This window comes from Winslowiella toletana, assembly GCF_017875465.1.
In the GTDB taxonomy this organism is placed as follows: domain Bacteria; phylum Pseudomonadota; class Gammaproteobacteria; order Enterobacterales; family Enterobacteriaceae; genus Erwinia; species Erwinia toletana.
The window spans coordinates 2819840-2838808 of sequence record NZ_JAGGMQ010000001.1 but is presented as its reverse complement, the minus strand read 5'-3'; the positions used below and the strand labels follow the sequence as shown (position 1 = coordinate 2838808).

The window sequence follows — 18969 nt, the reverse complement described above, 5'->3', positions numbered from 1 at the left end:
TTAACCCTTACTGCCGCCGCTGGCCAGACCGCTAACCAGCGTTTTCTGTAACCAGATGGCGATCAACAGTGGCGGAACCGACGCCATAATCCCGACGGCGGCAATCAGTCCATCATCAGTAGCGCGTCCGGCGGTGAAACCGGCAATCGTCACCGGCAAGGTCTGCGCCTGAATATTGCTGGTAAACAGCAGCGCGTAGAAAAACTCATCCCACGCCAGCAGCCAGCCAAACAGCGCCGAAGCGCCCAGCACCGGCTTCGCCAGTGGCAGTGTAATACGCAGCAGCACCTGCCAGACGCGCAAACCGTCGAGCCGCGCCGCCTGTTCAATATCCAGCGGTAAGGCGTCGAACTGATTTTTCAGCATCCAGGTAAGAAATGGCAGGATCAGCGAGCAGTAAACCAGCACCAGGCCGAGATGGGTGTTGAGCAGACTTAGCTGTTGCAGCACAAAGTAGAGCGGCAACACAAAGGCTACCGGCGGCACCATATAGATCGCCAGGCTGCCAAACAGCCAGCCATCACGGCCCGGATAGCGCGAGAAGCTGAATGCCGCCGGGATCGCCAGCAGCAGTGAAACCGCCGTTGCGCCGGTCGCCACCAGCAGGCTGTTCCACAGCGCATGCAGGAACAGCGCGCCAGGCTGATCGGCATCCAGCGATACCAGCTGCGCGTAACGGCTGAAGTCCCACTGACGCGGCAGCCATTCCAGCGGAATGCGGGTGAGATCGCTGGTTGAACTGACGCTCATCAGAAACAGCCACAGCATTGGCCCGAGGATTGAGGCGGCTACCAGCAGCGCCGCGGCATAGCGCAACAGCGTACGGATTTTACGTTTCATCGGCGGTACTCCGGCGGCGCTGACGCAGCAGCATGGTCATATAGATAGCGATCAGCACCGCACACATCAGGGTCATCAGGATGGCGTAAGCCGCGCCGCTACCCGCACGCAGATAGCTGAACGACTCCTGATAGACAAAGAAACTGAGGGTTTTGGTGCTGTCGACCGGACCGCCGCGCGTCATCACATAGATGATGTCGAAAATCTTAAAAGCATCAATGGTACGCAATACCAGCGCCACACTTAGCGGGGCGACGATCGCCGGAAAAGTAATCGCGCGAAAACGACGCCACGCCGAAGCGCCATCCAGCCGCGCGGCTTCATACAGATCCTCAGGAATCGACTGCAACGCCGCCAGTACCAGCAGCGTCACCAGCGGATAGTTTTTCCAGATATCGGCCAGCATCACCGCATTCAGCGCCGAATCCGGCGAACCCAGCCAGCTGCGATAGTTGTCGATAATCCCCAGCTGCGTCAGCATGGCGTTAATGCTGCCGTAATCAGGGTTGAAGTTAAGGCGCCACATCATCGCGTTAACAATGGTTGGCAGCGCCCATGGCAGAATCACCAGCACCCGCAGCAGGTTGCGGCCATGGAATTTCTGATTGAGTAACAGCGCCACCAGCACGCCGATCACCCCCTCAACTGCCACCGAAACCAGCGTAAACCAGAGGGTGCGCAGAATCGACGCCTGAAAATCGGCATCGGTTAAGGCATAGACATAGTTTTCAAACCCGATATACAGCGGCGATGTGCCACTGCCAATCAGCGCAGCATCAGTAAAACTTAACCAGATGGTGCGGCCCAGCGGCCAGGCGGTAAGCAGAAACATCACAACCAGCATGGGTACTAGCAGTACCCATGCCTGACGATGCTCGCGTTGCGACAAACTCAGCATCGTGTTTCCTTAGCGCAAACGCTCTGCACTTTTGGTCGCGGCCTGCATCCCGGCTTCTGGCGTCACCTGGCCTTGCAGGATCTGCTGAAGCTGTTGTTGCAGTGAGTTCGACAGGCGCGAATAATCCGCGGTTTCCGGACGCGACAGCATCACATTCAGTGATTTTTTCGCCGCGGCAATCAGCTCTTCCTGGCCTTTCTGCACCGCCGGATCGTCATACGAGCTTTTCCAGATCGGCAGGCTCAGACGGGAATATTTATCCTGCACCGGCTGCGAGGTGATATAGCTGATAAATTGCCATGACTGATCCGCATGTTCGCTGGCTTTGGCGATACCTAATCCCATCGAACCATTGACCGCCGACGCTTTACCCGGCGCATCGCCAGGCGCCGGTACGATACCGACATCACCCGCGACTTTGCTCTGTTTTGCATCGTTGGCCATGTTGTACATATAGGTCCAGTTCAGCGCGAACGCCGCATCGCCATTGGAGAAAGCTTTACGCACATCCTCTTCCAGATACTCGCGTGAGTTCGGGTTAGTGACGCCTTTATCCAGCGAGTTCTTCATATAGTTGACCGCTTGCAGCGAGGCCGGGCTGCTAAAGTTCAGCTTACCGTTCTGGTAAAACTGACCACCAAACGCCGATACCAGCGTGGTGTAGTCGCAAATCAGCGCTTCCGCCTGCGACCAGCTCCACACCAGTGGATACTTCACAATGCCCTTCTGCTTCAGCAGTTCCGACTGCTCCATCACCTGCTGCCAGCTTTGCGGCGGCGTGGTAATCCCGGCTTTAGCCAGCATCGCTTTGTTGTAATAGAGATATTTAGTATCGAGGATCCACGGCATGCCGAGGGTTTTACCTTTGTACACCACGGTATTCATCGCCCCGGCGAACACCTTCTCTTTCTCTTCCGGCTTGATGCGTGCCGAGACATCCTGCAGCAGATCGAATTTGGTAAATTCAGCTGGCCAGATAGCATCGAACAGCACCACGTCATAGCCTTTGCTGCCAGCGCCGCGCGCCGCGACGATTTTGTCATGCAGCGCTTCGTAAGGAACGAATTCAAGGTTAACGCTGATATCAGGATGCTGCTTTTCAAAGTCGCTGGTCATGGCGCGAATATCGTTTTCGCTGTAGGCCGCCTGCGTCATAAACAGCGCGTTGATCGCGGTTTTGGCGAACACCTGTGACGAAGTGGTCGCGGCGATCAGCGCCAGCATGCAAGCCGTCAGGCGGGGGGTAAATCGACTTTTCATTCTCTCTCTCCGGTAACGCTGCGAATATGGGCGATTTATTAAATCAATTTGATTGATTTAATGGAGGTTAAAATAAGAGCAACGAACTGACAGCATCGCGGCCCATGCAGGTGATTTGCAAGCCACGTGCCAGTTTATTTGATAAGCCTCGTAAGCTGCATAATTTAACTTTGCATGCTGATGCTCATTTGCCCAATGAATCCGCGTGGAATTGCGGCGGCGATCAAGAATTCGTTTGCCCGACCGTAAGCGCGATCACATACTGCAGGCAAAGTATCGCGCCCAGCAGGGAAATCATTAATGGGAACTTCGGGAACCAATCTGGAACATGCACGCGCTCATAACCGACGCGTTATCATTGAGGCTATCAGGCTTAACGGTGAACTGACGCGGGCGGAGCTGGCGCGTTTAACCGCCCTGACGCCGCAAACGGTGTCCAATATTGTCGCGGAGTTGCAGCAGGCGGATATTCTGTCGTCGCACTCGCCACGTAAAGTCAGCGGGCGCGGACAGCCGGCGATCCCGATCACCCTCAATCCGGCCAGCGCCTGGTCGATCGGCATCCATCTTGATCATCAAACCTTGCTGATAGTGCTGGTTGATCTTACCGGCGCGATCCATTTTCGCCGCCTTGTGATGGTGCAAAAGCCCCAGCCAGGTGCAACACTGGCGCTGATCGTTACGCTGCTGGAGGAGATCAAACAGCAGCTGGCGGCCAGCTGGCGCAAAGTGCTGGGGATTGGCGTGGTGATGCCGGGACCGTTTGGCGTCGAAGGTCTCTCATCACTCGGCCCGACCACCCTGCACGGCTGGGAAAATGTCGATGTTGTCGCCCATCTGAATCACGCCAGCGGGCTGCCGGTGACGCTGGAAAATGACGCCACAGTCGCGGCGATTGGTGAACGTTTTCATGGTGTTGCGCGCCAGCTAAACTCTTTTATTTATCTCTATATTGGCACCGGTCTTGGCGCCGGGATTTTTACTGACGGCCATATCTACACCGGTCATGCCCATAACGCCGGGGAAGTGGGACATATTGTGATTGAACACGATGGCCGTGAGTGCTACTGCGGCAATCATGGCTGTCTTGAGCGCTATGTGTCGCTACAGGCGGCCTATGAGCACTGTGGCCTCGATCCCATGATCGCGCTACCTGATGATCTGCTGGCTGTGGATGAGGATCTGTTTGATAGCTGGATCCTGAGTGTGCTGCCGCCGCTGCGTCGCGCGATCAATATGATCGAATGTATTTTCGATGCTGAAACGGTGATTATTGGCGGCATGATGCCGCAACCGTTATTACAGAAGATCGTTAAGCGTCTGTTCCCGCTGCACAAATCGGTGCGCAGCCGTTATCTCGATGATATGCGGGTGAAGATGGGGATGACCGGCAGCGACACCGCCGCGCTGGGCGCCGCCGCCCTGCCGATCTTTGATGAATTTAATCCGCAATATAACGTCCTTCTCAAGTAGGGGCGGCGTTCTCGCCGCCCGTGCTGCTTTATGGGAGCCGAAAACGGCTCCCCAACAAGGCTTATCCCCTATGAGGCTTAACGAAAGACGCTAATCGCCTCAACCAGCCGGGTGGCCTGACGCGACATACGATCTGAAGCTTCAGCCCCTTCCTGCACGCGTGCGGCGTTCTGATGGGTAATATTATCCAGATCTTCCACCGCCAGACTTACTTCAGAGAGCGCGGTCGCCTGCTCGGCAGTAGCGGAACTGATCTGCGAGATCAATCCGGTGACATTCTGCACCTGCGAAACAATGCTCTCCATGGTTTTACCCGCGTCGTTAACATGTTCGGTGCCGATTCTTACCCGCGTTGCACTGGTCTCCACCAGGGTTTTGATTTCGCTGGCGGCACTGGCGCTACGCTGCGCCAGACTACGCACTTCCCCGGCGACCACAGCAAAGCCTTTCCCCTGCTCACCGGCGCGCGCCGCTTCTACCGCCGCATTAAGCGCCAGAATATTGGTCTGGAAAGCAATACCGTCGATTACGCTGGTAATATTGGCAATCTTCTTCGAACTGTCGGTAATTTCCGCCATCATGGTGATCATGTCGCTCATCGCTTTACCACCAGCGACTGCTGCGGTGCTGGTCGACATCGACAGGTTATTGACCTGCGCGGCGGTTTCCGTGTTGCTCTTAACGGTGGCGGTCATTTCATTCATCGTCGCCGCAGTCTGCTGGACATTGGCCGCAGCCTGCTCAGTGCGGCGGCTAAGATCGTTATTGCCCTGTGCAATCGCATCACTGGCGCTCAGCACATTGATCGCCTGCCCGCTGACATCATCCACCAGCCAGCGAAACATCAGACCCAGCTGGCCAATCGCACGCAACGTCATCCCTACTTCATCGACACGATCCATCTGGTCAACTTTATGGCTGGTGCCGGTGGCGACACTAAGCGCCTGCTTACAGACCTGCTCGATAGGGCGTGAAATCTGATACTCCAGCCAGCTGCCGGCCAGCAGCAGCAGCAGCGCCATTCCGGCGGTGAAGGCCGCCACCTGACCACCAGCGACACCCAGCAGCCAGACACCCGTCACACTTACCGGCAACAGCGTCATCAGGGTGCTGCGAATACGCCAGCGTAGCGGCAGAGTCTGTAATATGGAACGCCAGCTCATGATACCGGTACGGACAATCAGGCCTTTATGGAAACGGCGGTTTTTACCCTCTCCCTCACGGAATTCACGGTACAGCTGCTCGGTTTGCCGTATCTCTTCCGCCGTCGGCTTGGTGCGCACCGACATATAGCCATGCACCTTACCGTTGCGCACCACCGGGATGGCATTGGCGCGCACCCAGTAGTGATCGCCATTTTTACGGCGGTTTTTCACCAGCGCAGTCCAGGGTTCACCATGCTTCAGTGTTGACCACATATCGGCAAAGGCTTCCGGCGGCATATCCGGATGACGCACCATATTGTGTGGCTGGCCGTTAATCTCTTCCGGTGTAAAACCACTGACCTCAATAAACGCATCATTGGCGTAGGTAATGTAGCTATTGAGGTCGGTGGTGGACATCAATGTCGCATCGTTATCAAACACATACTCTTGCTGGGTGACGGGCTGGTTGTTACGCATGGGTTAAGTCCTTTAGGGGGTGAGCATGCCTTGTGTAAAAGAACGATTACTTTTTTTTATATTTTCGGCGGCAGTGGCGAGGAACTTTAGTCACCCAGGGGAAAAATTTCGTGATGGCGATAACAGTGATGAATTCAGGTATGGCGCAGGTATTGGTCACGCAGCGTAATCATTAACCGACAAATGGCTTAGCCATTTCTGTTAAGATCCTCTTTAGAATAAATAAAATGAATGTTTTGCCGGGCAGCCGTCCTGCCGCCCGGCATTAAGTTAACCGTCAGAACTGCCCGCGCAGCCCGACACTATAGCGCCAGCCTTTGGTGCCGCTGTCACCAAGCTCTTTACGGTAATCCGCCTCCGTATACAGCGCCAGACCCCCTTTAAAGCTTACTGAGCCTCCGACACCGGTTTCCCACATCTGACCAAAGCGACCACCATCAAAGGTGTAGTCAACACTGTTGCCGCCCGCTTCCGCGCCTATCGTAGTCTTTGCCGCGCCGCCCCAGCCTTTGTAGTAGTTAACGCGTAACCATGGGGTGTACTCACGTCCGCCATTGTCGCTCCAGCTGCGATCCAGGCGCGCGCCCAGGCGGCCAATGGTCTGACTGTAGCTGTCGTATTTCACCGTCGTGCCATCGTGATCGGTAAAATCATCCATATTCAGACGCAAATAAGTGATCTGCGCCTGCGGTTCAAGCTGGAAATCATTCTGCAGCATAAACGGGTAACCGGTTTCGACTGAAGTGCTCCAGCCGCGCGCTTTGATTTTGCCGACTTTGCGTTCGCGGCTGATATCCGTGTCGCCACGATGCCAGTCCATAGACAGCGATCCATCAACATAGAAACCATTGTCACGCAGCCAGGTGCCGTACAGCGACACGCTATTGCTGTCGAATGCGGTACGACTGAAGCCATCGGCGGCATGCGGCGATAAACGGGTGTGCCCCAGGGTATAAGCGAGGCCGCCACGCAGACTGTCAGATGCGCCATCCAGCCTGATAACATTACCGCCCACCTGCACTGCGTTGTAGTCAATATCCAGATCATAACCAAAGTTGGTAAAATCGAGATTGGTTTTATGCTCGAGGTTGGAACCGATATAGCGCAGGAACATTTCACCGCCGAGATTATCAGGGTTATCGGCGGAAGTTTGCTGGCGGCGCAATTCACCGAGCCGTTTATGCAGATCGTCGACTATTGCGGTGGTGTAGTAGGCCAGGCCGACCGGTGCGGAAATATAAGAGGGCACCTGCGGGATAACTTGCGGACGTCCGCCAGTCCCCCCCGTACTGCCATCTTCATTAATAAAGCTATTCGCCAGACGGTAATCCCAGAACTGGTCACCAATGCCCACGATACGCGACTGACTGGCGTCGCTGTTGCCGGGAGCAAAGCTGTATAAGTTATAACGCCAGGGTCCCACTGCCGCATAACCGCCTTGCAGGGCAAAACTATTCGCATTGGCTGAGCCGATGACCTGCGCCACCGAGATCCCTTCATTATTGTCGACGCTACCGGAAGCATTGGTATCGGTGCTGGCGCCAGTACTTTGACTTGCAGGCGTGATATCCAGCAGCGTGGTTCCCGTTGCATCGCCGAATATTTGCAGGTTATCGGTAAACTGATTGCTTAGTGCGCCGCCCTGATTGAAACGCGTCTGCAGTTTCACGACTCCGCCTGTTGAATTAAGGTTGCCGTCAACGGAGAGAACATTTCCCGGCGAGCCGCTGCCGTTGGTTAAGTCGATGGTGCCGGAATTATTAACATCAGCGTGAATAAACGGATTAACACTGTTACCGGCAAACAGGGTGGAACCCGAGTCAATATTGACTTCGCTACCTGCGGTTGTCAGGTCATCAGTCAGTGTCCACTGGCTGTTGGCAAAATAAATCGTATTCCAGCCATTGCCAAGATTGACGCCTTTGGTGGGATCATCTTCATCAAACGAGCCGCCACGCCCCTCCAGCGACTCCAGTATCAGAGTATTATCACTGCCTTCCCCACCGGCCTCACTGGTAATATGGCGCGTATTATCGAGATTAACCCCTTGTATCTGGGCCAGGTTACGCTCGCCAGCCCCCAGCGTCAGGCTGCCGTTTAAACTGCCCCCGGTCCACTGCAGCGTATCGTCGCCATCACCAGTATTGATATCGCCGACCACATCGCCATCAAGCAGGCTGATAGTATCATTGCCCTCACCGGTGACGATTGCAGGCAAGCCAGGGTCCGCAGCCGCAATGGTGCCATAGTTATCCACCTGTGCGGCGACGGACTCGGACATCAGGACGACCGCCGGTGTAGCACTGTCAGTGGATAAAGATACAATCCTGCCGTGGTTTTCCAGGCTGGCGGGCGCTTCAGCCAGTAAATTCACCACCGGCGCTTCTGTGCTTTGCGATTGCAGCAGCCCGTCATTGAACACCTCGCCACTGTTGGCGCTAAACAGCGCCGGGCCACCAGCAGCATTGTTAATATTAACATTGGCATGGTTTTCAATGCGGCCAGTGGTGTTGGCGCTAATCCCCATCGCAGCATCGCCTTGCACATTAATCTGAAAACCCGCTGGCACGTTCAGATCAGCATCGGTTAAAGATCCATCCTCAGTGCTGAAGAAAAAACCTGCGCCACTGCCGCTGGTATTGATAATGGTATTCGTGGCGGTTATCCCCGCCGCATCCGGCAACTGCCAGACGCCGTTTGCCGTACCCGCGCTGTTAATGGTGGCATTGTTTAACGCCAGTTGCCCGCCATCACTGACACGCACCCCGGCATCACCGGTAGTGACATTAATCGTTCCCCCCTGCATCTGCGCAGCGCCACTGCCGTTAACATCCAGTCCGATGCCGTTATCTATCGTCATTGCCGCGTTATTGGTGACGCTGCCACCATTAGTCATGGAGATACCAATATTGTCATCGCCGTGCATAATCAGCTGACTTTGCGGTGTTAAGATTAAACTGGCGCCATTTTGCACGCTGTAGCCAGCAGCATTTGCCGCACCAGCTGAACTGATAATCGATGCGCTACTGGTCAGCTGGGTAGCCGCAGACGAACCATCAATCGGGATATTGTTCAGATCGGATCTGACATTATTCACTAATACACCGGTACTCAGCTCACCATCAATATTAATACTGGTTCTTTCAGTCAGCGTTCCCGTGCCGCCGCCTTCAATACGGATCGCATTGCTTGTCTCACCCACAAGGTTATAAGCAGCAGAGTCAGAATTCAGTACACTGCCAGGGCCAGAAATAATCACGCCAATACTGGCAGGAGCATTCAGCGTGAAACTTGAAGGAATAAGATTAGGCGAGCCGGACGCTGAGCCGGTGATAGTCAGCTGAGCGCCATCATCCATACGATAAGGAATAATGTTTGCATCATTAACCTCGACAACTTCACCCTCCGCAGTAAAGACATCAGCAGGACTGACGCCGTGGTTGGTATACTCAACAGCAACCGCAGCGACAATATAAGAGGACGCACAAAATGAGATTATCCCACTTACAACCGGATTTAACTTAAACATTGTTATTCCTCCAGCCAGATTGACTTTCCCTTTAATAAATAAAATGGTGAGCGATGTTCCGGTCGGGAATGATTATTTTCATATCAAGATAATCCCCACCACCCCGCCCCAAACAGAACGACAGCGCCAGGTTATTTTTCTGTATTAGCCTGGTGCTCAATCCATCTATTTCTTGAAGAGAAGATAGTTTTAACAACCTTTAAAATAAGAATTGAGTTAAACAGAATGACATCGATTACCAGCAAGAAAAAAACTTTTACAAACAACCAAATTAATAGCGCATAAAAACACACAAATGAACAACAATTAACGATATCGCGATATAGTTCACATTTATTTATCAGAAAAAACAATTATGGAATATTAATATCAAGACAACTATTAAATATTCACTGGACTTAAATTAAAATTGCCAGCGTACGCCAATATTATATCGCCAGCCTCTGGCGCCATTACTGTTGATCTCTTTGCGGTAATCCGCTTCCGCATACAGTGAAAGATCATTTTTAAAAGTGGTGGTGCCGCCGACACCCACTTCCGCCATCTGCCCGAAACGGCCACCAGTGAACGTATGATCGAAGGCGTCAGTGCCGGTGGCGCCGATGGTGGTCTTCGTCGCGCCTCCCCAGCCCCGGTAGTAGTTAGCGCGCAGGTACGGAGTGTACTGACGGTTGCCGTTATCACTCCAGCTGCGATCCAGACGCGCGCCGAGACGACCAATGGTCTGCGCGTCAGGGTCATATTTCACCGTTGTACCCTGCTTATCGGTAAAGTCGTTCATATTTAACCGCATATACATCAGCTGCGCCTGCGGCTCGAGTCTGATGTCATACGCCAGCGTAAACGGATAGCCGCTCTCCAGCGAGGCGCTCCAGCCGCGTCCTTTTGGTCTGCCGACGTTTTTATTACTGCCGGTATCGGTTTCACCACGATGCCAGTCAAAAGAGAGCACGCCATCAACGTACAGGCCACTCTGGCGCTGCCAGGTGCCATAGAGCGCAACGCTGTTGCTGTCGAAACGGGTGCTGCTGTAGCCATCTGCCGCTTTGGGACGCAAACGCGTATTACCGCGGATATAAGCAATACCGCCGCGCAAAGTATCCTCTTCGCCCTCCAGCCGCAGCAGATTGCCGCCAATCTGCAACGCGCTGTAATCGATATCCAGGTCATAACCGAAGTTTCTGAAGCCGACGTTGGACTGATAATCGAGATCTGCGCCGATATAGCGGGCAAACATCTCTGCGCCGTTGCCATCTGCACGCCTCTGCTGCTGACGCAGCTCGCCCAGCCGTTTATGCAGATCGTCAATCATGGCGGCGGTGTAGTACGTCAGACCGACTGGCGCCGAAGTATAAGCAGGCACCTGCGCGATAACCGCCTGGCGCCCAGGCGCACAGCGATCAATGCCGTCAACCACGCAACCATCCGGCGGCGGATTATCAAGTCGCGGGTTGCCGGGAGCCGAAGGGTGCTGCGCCACTGGCGGCGCCGGTGGATAGACCGGTGTCGGCTGACCGGGCTGTGCTGGCGGCGGGCAGCTATTATCGTTTTCACAGAGATAGACGTTGGCAAGGCGATAATCCCAGAACTGATTATCGCTGCCGCCGGCAACACGCCGCTGATCGGCATCACTGCTGCCAGGCGCAAAGCTGTAGAGCTGATAACGCCATGGCCCTGCCGCCAGCGAGCCTCCCGCCAGCGCAAAGCTGGCGGCACTGGCGTTTCCCGCCACCTGCGCCAGCGAAATCCCCTCATAAGCTTCAATGTTGCTGTTATGGTTAAGATCGGTCAGCGCATCGCTACTGAGCGCATCCAGCGCCACATGGATCAGCGTCGAGCCGCTGCTGGCATTACCAGTGACTCGCAGGTTGTCGGTCAGCTGGTTGTTCAGCGCCCCGCCTGCATTTAAGCGCGTGACCAGATTAAGCTGCCCTCCATCAGAGACCAGATCGCCATTGATCGACAAGCTATTGCCGGGCGATCCGCTGCCGTTAGTCAGATCGATCACGCCATTATTGATCACTGTCAGCGCGTTATCCGCACCACTGGTAATCAGCGGATGTACATCGTTACCGGCATACAGGGTTGATGCGCTATCGATATTGACCTCACCGCCTGCCAGCTGCAGGTTATCGGTTAATGTCCACTGGCTCTGCTGCAACGCAATAGCGTTCCAGCCGCTCCCCAGATTGACGCCTTTCGCCGCATCGTCCGCCGAAAAGGATCCGCCTCGCGCGGTAATATCGGTAAAGCTGAGGCTGTTACCGCTCCCCTCACCGCTGGTGATATGCCGTGTAGTGCTGAGATCAACCCCCTGCACCTGCGCCTGATTAGCGTCGCCCGCCCCCAACGTCAGGCTGCCGTCTAAGCTGCCGCCAGACCATTGCACAACATCGTTGCCGCCACCGGTAGCGATATCGCCACGGATATTGCCCGCCAGCAGCTGCATGTTATCGTCTTTGTCGCTGCCCGTTACCGCCAGCCCAGTGGCATCACGCGCTGTGATGACGCCGTGGTTCACGAGGATTGCGGCGTTGCCGCCGCGTAAATCCACCACCGGTGCGACAGTACTTAGCGAGCTCAGAACCCCGCTATTTATTACGCTTGCCGCGCTGCTGCTCATCAGCGCCGAACCGCCCAACATATTGAGAACGCTGACATCAGCCGAGTTATATACGGTGCCGACAGTGTTAGCGCGGATACCGGTTGCCCCCGCGCCCTGAACAGAAAACTGATAGCCGTCGCCCAGGACTAAATCCGCCGTAGCCGGATCACCATTCAGTTGCGTAAAGTTCAGGCCGGTGCCGCTACCGTTAACCGTAGTCGTCACGGTTGAGCTGGGATCTAAGCTGACGGCGGTACGGATACCGCTACCTGCGGCGACATTGATCGCGACATTGTTCAGCGTCACCGTACCGGTTTCAGCGGTGTTTTCCAGACCATTACTGTCGCCCTGCACGTTAATGATGGTGTTGCTTGCCGCCAGCCCGCCAGCGCCGGTATCAAGCAGAATGCCATGAGCGCTGCCAGCACTGGTGATCGTGGTGTTGCTTAACGCAGGCATCGCCTCACTGCCGACCACCACACCGGCAATACCATCGTCAACCGACAGCGTTCCCCCCTGCACCTGCGTTGTGCCGCTGCCGCCGATAGCAATGCCGCTGCCATTGGCAATATTCACTACGCCACTATTAACAATGCTGCTCGCCGAACGAGCACGAATTCCCGTGCTGTTGTCGCCATCCAGGCTCAGGTTCCCCTGCTGAATTAAGCTGGCGCCGTTGGCCACATCAAAACCAATCGCATTCGCGCCATTACCAGCAAGCGTAGCGCTGCTGGTCACCATCGACGCAGCACTCTCGCCGTTTAACGCATTGGTTAAATCAGTGCGTAAGTTATTGACTAATATACCAACCCCATTCGTACCATTGATGGTCACGCCGCTATCGGCTGATAAGGTTGCCGTCCCGCCACCCTCAATGCGAATACCGGTACTGCCCGCACCGCTGACCAGAAAATCACTGTCACCGCTGGTCAGATTGCTGCCGCTGCCGGAGACAATCACGCCGGTGCTGTCAGCTCCGCTGCTGGTGATGCGGTTAGCGCCACTAAAGTTGACAACTGCACCGTTATCAATCCGGTAACCGCCAGATCTGTCGGTGCTGACATCAAGATCAGCACTGCCGCTGTTAATTGTCGATCCGGCGCCTGAAGCGTGAAAAGCGATCTGATCCGTATTGTTAAACACCGGCACAGCCTCCGCAGCGAGGTTAATTTTCGCCCCGCTTAGCGCCTGCGCCCCCAGCGCCCCGACGCCATTCAGATTTAAGGCGCCTGCGCTAAGATTCACCACCGCCAGTGGCCCGCTGGCGCTAACCGCCCGGGTACGCGCCGCGGCGCTGCCGCCATTGGCGTTAATCACTCCGCGGTTACTGGCGATGGTGGTCTGGCTGGCGTTATTCACCAGGATACCGGTGCCGCCGTTACTGACCGTAATATCGCCGGTATTGGTGGCGGTCGCGCCACTTTGCACCAGAATGCCGGTGGTGTTAGCGCCGCTAAAAGTGATTTCACCGGAATTAGTCAACTGGCCAAGATTACGGGCGATATAGCCGGTCAGGCCATTTTGCGCCGCGACCAGCGCCGCAGCCGACGTCAGGGAAGTCGTGCCGAGTGGCGTGCCGCTGTTGCCGCCGCTCAAGGTGTGTTTTTGGCCATCAACTATCGCGCCAATCGCATTGATGCCGCTCAGCGTCAGCGTGGTGGCCGTATCAATGCCCCCGGTTGCGCCGCCTTCGATAATCGCCCCGATCGCCCCATTGCCAGAGATCGTCATATCAGCATTGTGGGTATCAACGTTGCTGCCGGTTCCGCTGCCGCGCACCGCGACAGAACTGGCGCCAGAGGTGGTCAGCAGCAGATCGCTGCCATCGAAATCGGCGCCGTCTTCCACGCGAAACAGCGTCGAATCGCTGGTCGCCACATTTAATAAGGTATTACTCGCCACATTGATATCGGCATCAGCGCCCCAGGCGAAGAAGCCGATCTGGTTGCTGCCCTGGCTAAAGTTGGGCGCTGCGGCGCTTTCAACGGTGACCACCCCACGTCCACGCGCATGGACGCCAATCGCGCCGTTACCGGTGAGGTTAACCGGCCCGTTGATGGTCGCCGCCGCGTTGCCATTGCCCTGCCCTTCAACCCAGACGCCAAAATTACGCGTTCCACTGGCCGGGTCCGCCGCGCCAGCGACATTAATCACGCCGGTTGAGCTGGCCGCAGCACTGTTGCCGCTGGTAGCGAGGACTTTTATACCAATTCCGTTGATACCATTAAGATTAATAGTGCCATCACTGGCAATATTGCCGCCAGAACCAGAATTCATCACCAGCATGCCGTAGTTTTCGCGTGGCGTACTGCTCGCCCGGCCATTGACGTCAATCAGTTGATGATTGTGCACCACGGCGTCCCGTGCGCCACTGACAACTATCCCGGCGCTGTTCTGCACCCGTGAACCAATCACAATATTGCCGTTGTTAATCGCACTGCCATTCTGAATCACGGCAATACCGCTGCTCAGCCCGCTCTGATTTAGCGCGGTATCGGCGACGCTCTCCGTAAGGCTGTTTTGCGGGCCACGGCCAATATAGAGCGTGCCGCCGGAGAGATTAGTAAACGCGGAGGTCGCTGTATTCAGCAGTACACCGGAGGTGATCCCGGTAGCGCTGGAGCCATTAATGCCAACGTTAATATTGCCACTGTTGCTGGCGCTGGAGTTCGCGCCAATATTAATCGCTGCAACGCCGGCAGATGCGTTGCTGCCGGTGGTGGCAAAATTCAGCACCCCGTTATTGGTAAAAGTGCTGCCATCCAGCAACCTGACGCCATTCGCGTTATAGCTGGTGAGGCCAATACCACTGTTGCTGGCATCAGCACGGTTCAGAAAGCCACCATTAATTACGCCGCTTGCAGAGTTCAGCGCGCTGCTGCCGCTCAGCCAGATAGCGGAACTATCGGTAATCCCTTCAGTGTCGTCGCCATGACTGGACAATTTTCCGTCAATGCGCACCTGCGCGCCGCCGGTGGCGCGGATGGCGCCTGCGGTCGCGCCGGAGACTTCCAGCGTCCTGCCTGCCGCAATATTGACGCGGGCATTGCCGCCGCTGGCATTGATCAGCACCCGATTGCCAATCGGCAACGTTGCTTCATCCGGTGCAGTGGCGGTTACATCGTAGAAAATATTACCGTTAGCCTTGCTGAAGGCTTTATTGAACTCGGTCAGGTAACGCGCTTTATCCAGCCTGCCAGCCTGCAGTTGCTCGATCAGCCAGTCATTATAGATTTTCAACCCGGCGGCATTAGTCACATTAAAACTGGTGCTGCTGCCATCCAGCGTCTGCACGCTAAATGCCCCTTTAAAGGTCGCCACATCTTCAACGGTATAACTTCGTTGCGCACGCGTCCCACTCACCGGCGTCGCAGCGCTGCCAAAAAAGGTAATGCGGTTATTATTGTTCCAGTTGAGGGTGCTGATCGCGCCGCTGCTACCGTCGACATTAAACAGTGAACTTTGCTTGGCGGCCATCGACCAGGCATGGGTGTTAGCCGTACTGCTGGCGGTGCCGCTGCCAATATTAACCAGCAGAGTACCGCCGTTGCTGACGCTGGCAATCTGCGTATTAATATATTGGTTATCAGTCACATTGATAATATCCGGCACCACGGTGCTGCCTGTCGCCGGTGGCAGCGCGACCAGATTCGCCGGGTTATAGACCTGAAAAACAGTATTTCCGCCAGTGGTCGGATCGGGGACCGTAATCGCAAAGTTTTGCGGACCCGGCTCCAGGCGCGGCTGATTAAGAAATTGCGCGCCCGCAGTAATATTCACATTGCTCAGTGTCGTATCCTGGCTGGCGCTGGCGCCAGCAGTAAATAGCTGATTGCCGGTTAATGATTGCGAGGTGCCAGAGACAATCACGGAACCTGTGAAATTATCATTTACCACCGGGTTAAAACTTTGCAGCACCACAGCTTGCGCATTGCAGGCGACAAATAAACTTATCTTAGAAATAATTAGCGAGCGAAAAATATAATTTAGTTTAAGCAGCATTATTCCCCCGACGACAAGGAGTGTTTTATTTCAATTAACCCGAAAGATGCTTCGACAGGAAATAATAATCTTTATAGCAAGACAAGATTTATTACGCTAAAGCCTTTAAATAAAGATAAATTATAATGCCGAATTTAAAGCGATAAACTCTCTACCGCCTGACAAGCACAGCAAACTGGCAGCTTATGCGCTGCTGCCTGACCGTGATGACTGGGGTAAATAACTGCTAAAGGTGATTTAATACAGGCCACACACTGGCTTAATAGTTTTAATTAAATTTAAGGGGTTTATGGCAAAATATAATCATTCGCTGCCGTTTAAATCCGTGTGGAACTTCACAATTCAACCAGATAGTTACCCCTTATTTACAAGGGGTAACTATTCCGCTTAGCTGAGATCGACATCCTTACAGCCAAATAGCCAGGTGGCGATAAATCCCGCCACCCAGGCCACCATCATTCCGGCGAGATAGACCGCCATACCAGCCAGAATACCTTGATCTGAGGTCATTAGCGGTAATGAAACCAGGCCTGAAGGACCGAATACGGTATTTAATCCCACCGGTAATCCCAGCCAGGCCACCAGTCCTAAAAAGAAGCCACCCGCCGCGCCGCCAATACAGGCAGTAATAAAGGGTTTTACTCTGGGTAATGTTACGCCATAAATTAACGGCTCGCCGACACCGAGAAAGCCGGGAATAATCGCCCCTTTAATCTGGCTGCGCAGCATTGAGGTTTTTTCCGCCCGCAGATAGAGCGCCAGCGCCGCCCCCACCTGTCCGGCCCCCGCCATCGCCAGAATCGGAAACAGCGAATTAAAGCCCTGCGCATCCATCAGCGCAAAATAGACCGGAATAAAGCCCTGATGAATACCAAACATCACCGCCAGCAGAAACAGCCCCGCCAGCAATGCGCAGCCAAACGGATTGCCATTCAGATGGAGAAACAGCCACGACATACCTTTAAACAGCTCGCCACCGAGCGGCATGATCGCCACAAAGGCAATCGCGCCGGTGATCAGCAGCGTCAGCATTGAGGTGAGGATCATATCGAGGCTATCCGGCATCCAGCGGCGGATTTGTCGTTCAATCCATGCGCCAAGAATCGACGCCATCAGCACGCCGATAATGCTGCCACGCGGATCAATAGCCATACCGAAAAAGTTATCGATGCCGGCGTAGTAACCCACAGTGGCATCGGGCAGATAACCGAGTAAAAACAGCGAGGCGATAATCGCGCCATTCACCCCGGAGCCGCCAAACGCTTTCTGCGCGTTATAGCCAATCAAAATACTCAGAAAGGTAAACAGCCCCTTGCTGAAAATTTTCATATAGCCAATGCCCTGCACCAGCAACACATTGTGTTCGCCTGCGGTATTAAGCTGGAAAAGCTGTTCCAGCAAGGTAGCGATGCCTGACAGCAAGCCAGCGGCAATAAAGCCGGGGATTAGCGGAGTAAAAATGGTGGCGAATTTCGCCAGAAACTGATGAATGGCGCTGTTATTGCGCGCTTTCTGCTGCTGCTTATTATTTGCCGCCAGCGTCTTCAGATCCGGCGCGACTTGCAGCCGCTGATTTATTATCTCCGCCGCAGTTTGCGCTTTACCGGGGCCAAGGATCACCTGTAGCTGGTCGTCACTGTTGACTACCCCCAGCACACCCGGCAGCCTCTTCAGTTCCGCCTGCTGAACCTGGCTTTGATCGTGCAGGGTAAAACGCAACCGCGTCATACAGTTGCCACATAGCACCACATTTGGCGCGCCACCTACCGCCTGCAAAATCGCCTGAATCAGCTCATCGGTGATTTTTGCCATTATCAGACCCCTTCTGGCGGCAGCGCCTGCCGGATAAAGCCGTTATGCTGTTGCAGCAGGGCACGCGCCTCGCTGGCTGACAGCTGCGCCAGCAGCATCAGAATGGCGGTCTTACAGTGGCCGTCACAAGCGCTGAGCGCCTGTTGCGCTTGCTGTTCACTGCAAGCGGTGGCCTGTATTACGATATTCACCTGACGCTGAATCAGCTTCTTATTGGTCGCTTCCACGTCAACCATCAGGTTGCTGTAGACTTTACCGCTACGGATCATCGCGCCGGTGGTCAGCATATTCAGCACCAGCTTTTGCGCGGTGCCTGCTTTCATCCGTGACGAACCGGTGATCACTTCCGGCCCTACCACCGGCGTCAGCGCAATATCCGCAATGCGCGCCATCGCGCTATCCGGATTGCAGGTCAGTGCGGCGGTAGTAGCGCCAAGCTGGCGGGCATACTCCAGTGCCGCCAGCACATAAGGAGTACGGCCACTGGCGGCGATGCCCACCAGCACATCTTTGGCGCTGAAGTTAATCGCCTGCAGATCGGCTACCCCCGTTTCACGGTTGTCTTCGGCATTTTCCACCGCCTGCAAAATCGCCTGATGGCCACCAGCAATCAGCGCCACCACCTGCTCACGCGGCGTGCCAAAAGTTGGCGGGCACTCACTTGCATCCAGAATCCCTAAACGCCCCGAGGTCCCGGCGCCGGAGTAGATCAGACGCCCACCCTGCTGAAAAGCGGCGGCAATCGCATCCACCGCACGGGCGATCTGCGGCACAATGGCCTCCACCGCCAGCGCCACTTTCTGATCTTCATGGTTAATGACGCGCAGCATCGCCTCAGTTGGCAACTCATCAATATTTTCACTGGCAGGATTGCGGCCTTCGGTGATCAGATTGTTCAGGTCAATTTTCATTACAGCTCCGGGCAGGA

Annotated in this window: 9 protein-coding genes; 1 reads left to right on the top strand and 8 read right to left on the bottom strand. The window is 55.0% G+C overall.

All coding sequences use genetic code 11. The features are described 5' to 3' along the window. Genes J2125_RS13125 through J2125_RS13115 form a run of 3 tightly spaced genes read right to left on the bottom strand, consistent with a single transcriptional unit; the run spans window position 1 to window position 2998 of the window. The gene (locus tag J2125_RS13125) at window positions 1-840 is read right to left on the bottom strand and encodes a carbohydrate ABC transporter permease (RefSeq protein ID WP_017799013.1); all 840 of its coding nucleotides are present in this window, start codon (window positions 838-840) and stop codon (window positions 1-3) included. Continuing rightward, complete coding sequence (locus tag J2125_RS13120) at window positions 830-1738, bottom strand: carbohydrate ABC transporter permease (RefSeq protein WP_017799014.1); 909 nt, start codon at window positions 1736-1738, stop codon at window positions 830-832. The genes J2125_RS13125 and J2125_RS13120 overlap by 11 nt, the downstream gene beginning before the upstream one ends. Window positions 1739-1747: 9 nt before the next feature. Next, a complete protein-coding gene (locus tag J2125_RS13115) occupies window positions 1748-2998 on the bottom strand; it encodes an extracellular solute-binding protein (RefSeq protein ID WP_026111425.1) in 1251 nt (416 codons plus the stop codon). A gap of 300 nt (window positions 2999-3298) precedes the next feature. Between J2125_RS13115 and J2125_RS13110 the strand changes: the two genes are divergently transcribed. Beyond that, complete coding sequence (locus tag J2125_RS13110; RefSeq protein WP_017799016.1) at window positions 3299-4471, top strand: ROK family transcriptional regulator; 1173 nt, start codon at window positions 3299-3301, stop codon at window positions 4469-4471. 77 nt (window positions 4472-4548) lie between these two features. Here the strand turns inward: J2125_RS13110 and J2125_RS13105 are convergent, their stop codons facing one another. The 5 genes from J2125_RS13105 to murQ all read right to left on the bottom strand — a co-directional run bounded on the left by J2125_RS13105 (window position 4549) and on the right by murQ (window position 18952). Continuing rightward, entirely contained in the window at window positions 4549-6093 is a 1545-nt protein-coding gene (locus J2125_RS13105) for a methyl-accepting chemotaxis protein (protein ID WP_017799017.1), read from the bottom strand. A gap of 277 nt (window positions 6094-6370) precedes the next feature. Continuing rightward, window positions 6371-9622: an autotransporter family protein gene (locus J2125_RS13100; protein WP_017799018.1), complete on the bottom strand. Its 3252-nt coding sequence runs from the start codon at window positions 9620-9622 to the stop codon at window positions 6371-6373. A 403-nt stretch (window positions 9623-10025) separates the two neighbouring features. After that, window positions 10026-16148, bottom strand: coding sequence for an autotransporter outer membrane beta-barrel domain-containing protein (locus J2125_RS13095; RefSeq protein ID WP_241763861.1), 6123 nt, complete (start codon window positions 16146-16148; stop codon window positions 10026-10028). Between the two features lie 468 nt (window positions 16149-16616). Continuing rightward, window positions 16617-18041 (bottom strand): PTS N-acetylmuramic acid transporter subunit IIBC, encoded by a 1425-nt coding sequence (murP, locus tag J2125_RS13090; protein WP_017799020.1) that lies wholly within the window; start codon window positions 18039-18041, stop codon window positions 16617-16619. A gap of 2 nt (window positions 18042-18043) precedes the next feature. Continuing rightward, window positions 18044-18952, bottom strand: a complete 909-nt coding sequence (gene murQ / locus J2125_RS13085) for an N-acetylmuramic acid 6-phosphate etherase (protein WP_017799021.1) — start codon at window positions 18950-18952, stop codon at window positions 18044-18046. Between the last annotated feature and the right edge of the window lie 17 nt (window positions 18953-18969).